At 65.6% G+C, this 3,802-nt stretch carries 3 protein-coding genes; 1 reads left to right on the top strand and 2 read right to left on the bottom strand.

Going from position 1 to position 3,802, the window contains the following annotated elements; translation table 11 throughout:
* A partial coding sequence (locus tag Y708_RS23825; RefSeq protein ID WP_162150457.1) for an FG-GAP repeat domain-containing protein occupies window positions 1–739 on the top strand: 739 nt, incomplete at its 5' end.
* Here the strand turns inward: Y708_RS23825 and menD are convergent.
* Together menD and Y708_RS23820 are read right to left on the bottom strand one after the other, a co-directional pair.
* Window positions 740–2,437, bottom strand: a complete 1,698-nt coding sequence (menD, locus tag Y708_RS0108195) for a 2-succinyl-5-enolpyruvyl-6-hydroxy-3-cyclohexene-1-carboxylic-acid synthase (RefSeq protein ID WP_028279550.1) — start codon at window positions 2,435–2,437, stop codon at window positions 740–742.
* 130 nt (window positions 2,438–2,567) lie between these two features.
* The coding region (locus Y708_RS23820; protein ID WP_035775716.1) for a PhoX family protein at window positions 2,568–3,802 on the bottom strand (1,235 nt) is incomplete at its 5' end.

Below are 3,802 nucleotides of genomic sequence, written 5' to 3'. Positions count from 1 at the left end.
CCCGCCGATTAAGAACTCGGCGGACCTGGTGACCGCGGATTCGGCGGGAACACTGTGGAGGTACTCGCCGAATTATCTGGGCGGCTTCCGCGCACGCGACCGGGTAGGTGGCGGCTGGTCCACGCTGAAGGCCGGATTCAATACGGACTGGAATGCGGACGGCCTGCAGGACATCCTCGCGCAGTGGAATGACGGTCGGCTGACGCTGTACCGGGGCCAGTACGGCGGCGGTTTCCGGGCTCCGGTCACCATTGGCCGGGGTTGGGGATCAATGGATATCACAGTGGGCAAGTGGTTGCGCGGCAGCCGTTATCCGTCGGTGGTGGCCCGGGATGGCGCGGGAGGGCTGTGGCATTACGCCAACACCACCGGTGGAGCTCTGTCCTCCACCCGGTCTGCCCGGATTGGCGGCGGCTGGCAGGGGCTTCGCATCGCGATGGCGGACTGGGACCGGGACGGCAACCAGGACATTCTCGCCACCAGAACCAATGGCCAGCTGGTGCTGTACCGCTCCAACGGCCAGGCCCGCTTCGTTGGCGAGACACGGCGGATTATTGGCAGCGGCTGGCAGTCGATGGACAGCCTGACGGCGGTTTCCGGTTTCCAGGGGCCGGGATCCTACGGTCTGCGGGCCCGCACAAGTTCCGGAGACCTTCGGATCTACCCAATGCGGGGTAATTCATGGGGGCCAAGCGCCACCATCGGGCGCGGATGGCAGAGTTACAACCTCTTCCGGTAGTCACAGGGATTCCAGGACCGTCGCCCTGACCCTCCCGTGCAGTCCACGCAGGGCTCCCCGGTCCGCTTTGACCTCTATCACCGAACGGCCCTGGATCGGCGACGCCAGCGCTGCGTCGAGTTCATCGATCGTTGCCACCAGTGAACGCCCGACGCCGTACGCTCCGGCCAGCGCCGAGAGGTTGGCCATGTGCGGGGTCCCGAAGAGGCGCTCGACGGCGGGAGCGTAGCGTTCCAGCGTGGCAGGGGCACCATGCTCCAACAGTCCAAAGATCCCGCCGCCGGAGTCATTCAGCACAACGATCTGGAGATCCGGCTGCTGCTCGCCGGTACCAATCAGCAGGCCGCCGGCGTCGTGCAGGAAGGTTAGATCGCCCACGAGCAGTCGCGTTGGGATGCCGGCCGCCAGCCCGATTCCGGTGGCGGTGGAAATGGTTCCGTCAATCCCGGCGAGCCCCCGGTTGGCGTACACCTCCAACGGATGCCAGTCAGTTGCGGCCATCAGGTCGACATCGCGGATGGGGTTCGATGAGCCCAGTACCAGGTTGCCGCTGGTGTGTTCCCACACAGCATCGGCCACCTGCAAACCATTGATTGCGGTTTCCGCGGCAAGCAGGTTGTGGATCGCTGCTTCAGCGGCTGCACCGGCCGAGCGCCATTCTTCAAGCCAGCCGTCTGCACCGTGGCCAGCAAACTCCAGCAGCCCGTCCAGGGACTCTATGAGCCGTTCCGGACGGCGGCCCGCGTCGAACCATGCAACAGGTTCCGGCGCGTACAGGGCGCGCTCAATGTCGGTTCGCGCCAACAGCGCGGTAACCGGTCGGGAAAGCGTTGGCCGCCCAAACACCACCACCCGCTCAATGGCGCCGCCAAAATGGTCGAGCAGCAGCCGGTAGGGAGCAATGGCGCTGGGGCCAAAACGTGCGTTGGAGGACGGCTCCGCCAGCAGTGGCAGGCCCAGGTGCTGGGCAAACACCGACGCCAGCTCCCCCGCCCCGTGACCGGCGACCACCACCGTCCTGGTGCCGGCTGGCGCGTTGGCGGTCGCCGTCGTCGTACTCTCTCTCCCGCGGCCGAAGTCACCCCTGCTGGCCGAGGTCACCCCTCGTGCGGGATGATCTCGAACAGCAGGGGTGACTTCGGCCTCAAGATCCGGCACCAGCGGGTCGCGAAAGCCCAGATTGACCTGAACCGGGCCGGCCGGGTGCGCGCTGCCGCGGGCGTCGGCGAGCGCACGTGCCACGTGGGGTGTTGGGTCGACGCCGGCCGGGACGTCAAGCGCGCAGCGGACGTGGGTGCCGTACAGGTTGACCTGGTTGGTTGTCTGGTTTGCCCCGGTTCCACGCAGTTCCCCCGGCCTGTCCGCGGAAAGGACCACCAGCGGAACGGCGGCATGGTTCGCTTCCATCACCGCCGGCATCAGCTCGCCGACGGCAGTCCCCGACGTGGTGAGCACGGCAGCGGGCCGCTCCGATCCCAGCGCCAGGCCAAGGGCAGTGAACCCGGCCGCGCGTTCGTCGATCCGGACGTGCAAAATAAGGACCCCTGCTGATTCGGCTTCGGCAAGGGCGTATGCCAGAGGTGCGCTGCGGGAGCCGGGCGCGACGACGACGTCCCGGACTCCCCCTGCGGCCAATGCCGCGACGGCGAGGCGGGCCGCATGGATGGATGTTATTGCTGAACTTTCTCCGGCGCTCACGTCTCCATCCTCACACAGAGAAACGCTCCCGCAGTTTTAGTTGGAATATCCGGAAATCCGGCTTCTTTCCAACAGAACCTGCGGGAGCGTCCCGGGCGTCAGCGGCCAGCCGCGGCCCGTCTGCTAGTCCTTAGCTGTCCCTGCCGCCGCGATCTTCGTCATTGCGTGGGCGTTCCTTGCCCCGTCCACGGCCCGGCTTGTCGTCGCCCTTCTGCCCGCGCTCGTCGGGAAACACCTGCACCACGGATGGCCTCGGCAACGCTCCCTCACCCCGGCGCGGGGACCCGTTTTCCGGAACGTAATCGGGGAACAGAGAGGTGTGCGCTCCCCATTCACCGTCCTCGCCCGGGTGCTGTACGGCTACAAAGACGTTCTGCTCGTCGTCGTGAATGATGGGCCCGCAGGTCTCGCCGTCGCGGGGAACCGCAAGGAACTGTTCCACTTTTCCGCGGTCCTGCCCCTCCAATGTCACCTTGAAGAGCCCATCGCAGTACCCGATGGTCCCGGGCTGTCCGTCGGTGGAGATCCACAGGTTGCCCACCGAGTCGAACGCTACGTTGTCCGGGCAGGAGATGGGTGAAACCTGATCCACGGGGTAGCCGCTGAAGTAGGTTGTGGCATTGGTCGAGGGGTCGCCACACACCATCAGCAGGTTCCAGGTAAAGCGGGTTGAGGTCTGGTCACCGGCGTTCTCGGTGATCTCGACAATGTGCCCGTCACGGTTGCGGGTGCGGGGGTTGGCCTCATCGGCCGGCGCGCTGGATCCGACGCCGCGGTTGGTGTTGTTGGTGCAGGCCACGTAGACCTTGCCGGTGAGCAGGTTCGGCTCCACGTCTTCGGCACGGTCCATTTTGGTGGGACCGACCTTGTCGGCCGCCAGACGGGTGTACACAGCAACCTGCTCTGTGGTCATTCCTGAAACCGCAGACCTGTTGTTGAGGATCAGCGGCAGCCACTCGCCTACGCCGTCAAACGCTCCGTCTTCCGGCACAGCGCCCGAACCGTCAATTTCGGGTACGGAGTTGCCCTGGAAGCGTGCCACGTAAAGCGAGCCCTCGGAGAGCAGGTTCATATTGGCACGGCGGTCGGCCGGGCTGGTGCCCTTTCGGACCTTGTTCTTGGAGACGAACTTGTAGAGGTAGTCGAAACGCTCGTCGTCGCCGGAGTAGGCCACCACCCGGCCGTCACGGGCCACGATCACGTTGGCGCCCTCGTGCTTGAAGCGGCCCAGCATGGAGTGCTTCTTCGGCGTGGACGTCGGATCAAACGGATCCACTTCAACGATGTAGCCAAACCGGTTGGCCTCGTTCTCGTAACCGACGTTGCGGGTATCGAAACGCGGCTCGTCGATTTCCCAGCAACGGG

Source organism: Arthrobacter sp. H5, assembly GCF_000520595.1.
GTDB lineage: Bacteria > Actinomycetota > Actinomycetes > Actinomycetales > Micrococcaceae > Arthrobacter_D.
This window is presented reverse-complemented; position numbering and strand designations above follow the sequence as displayed.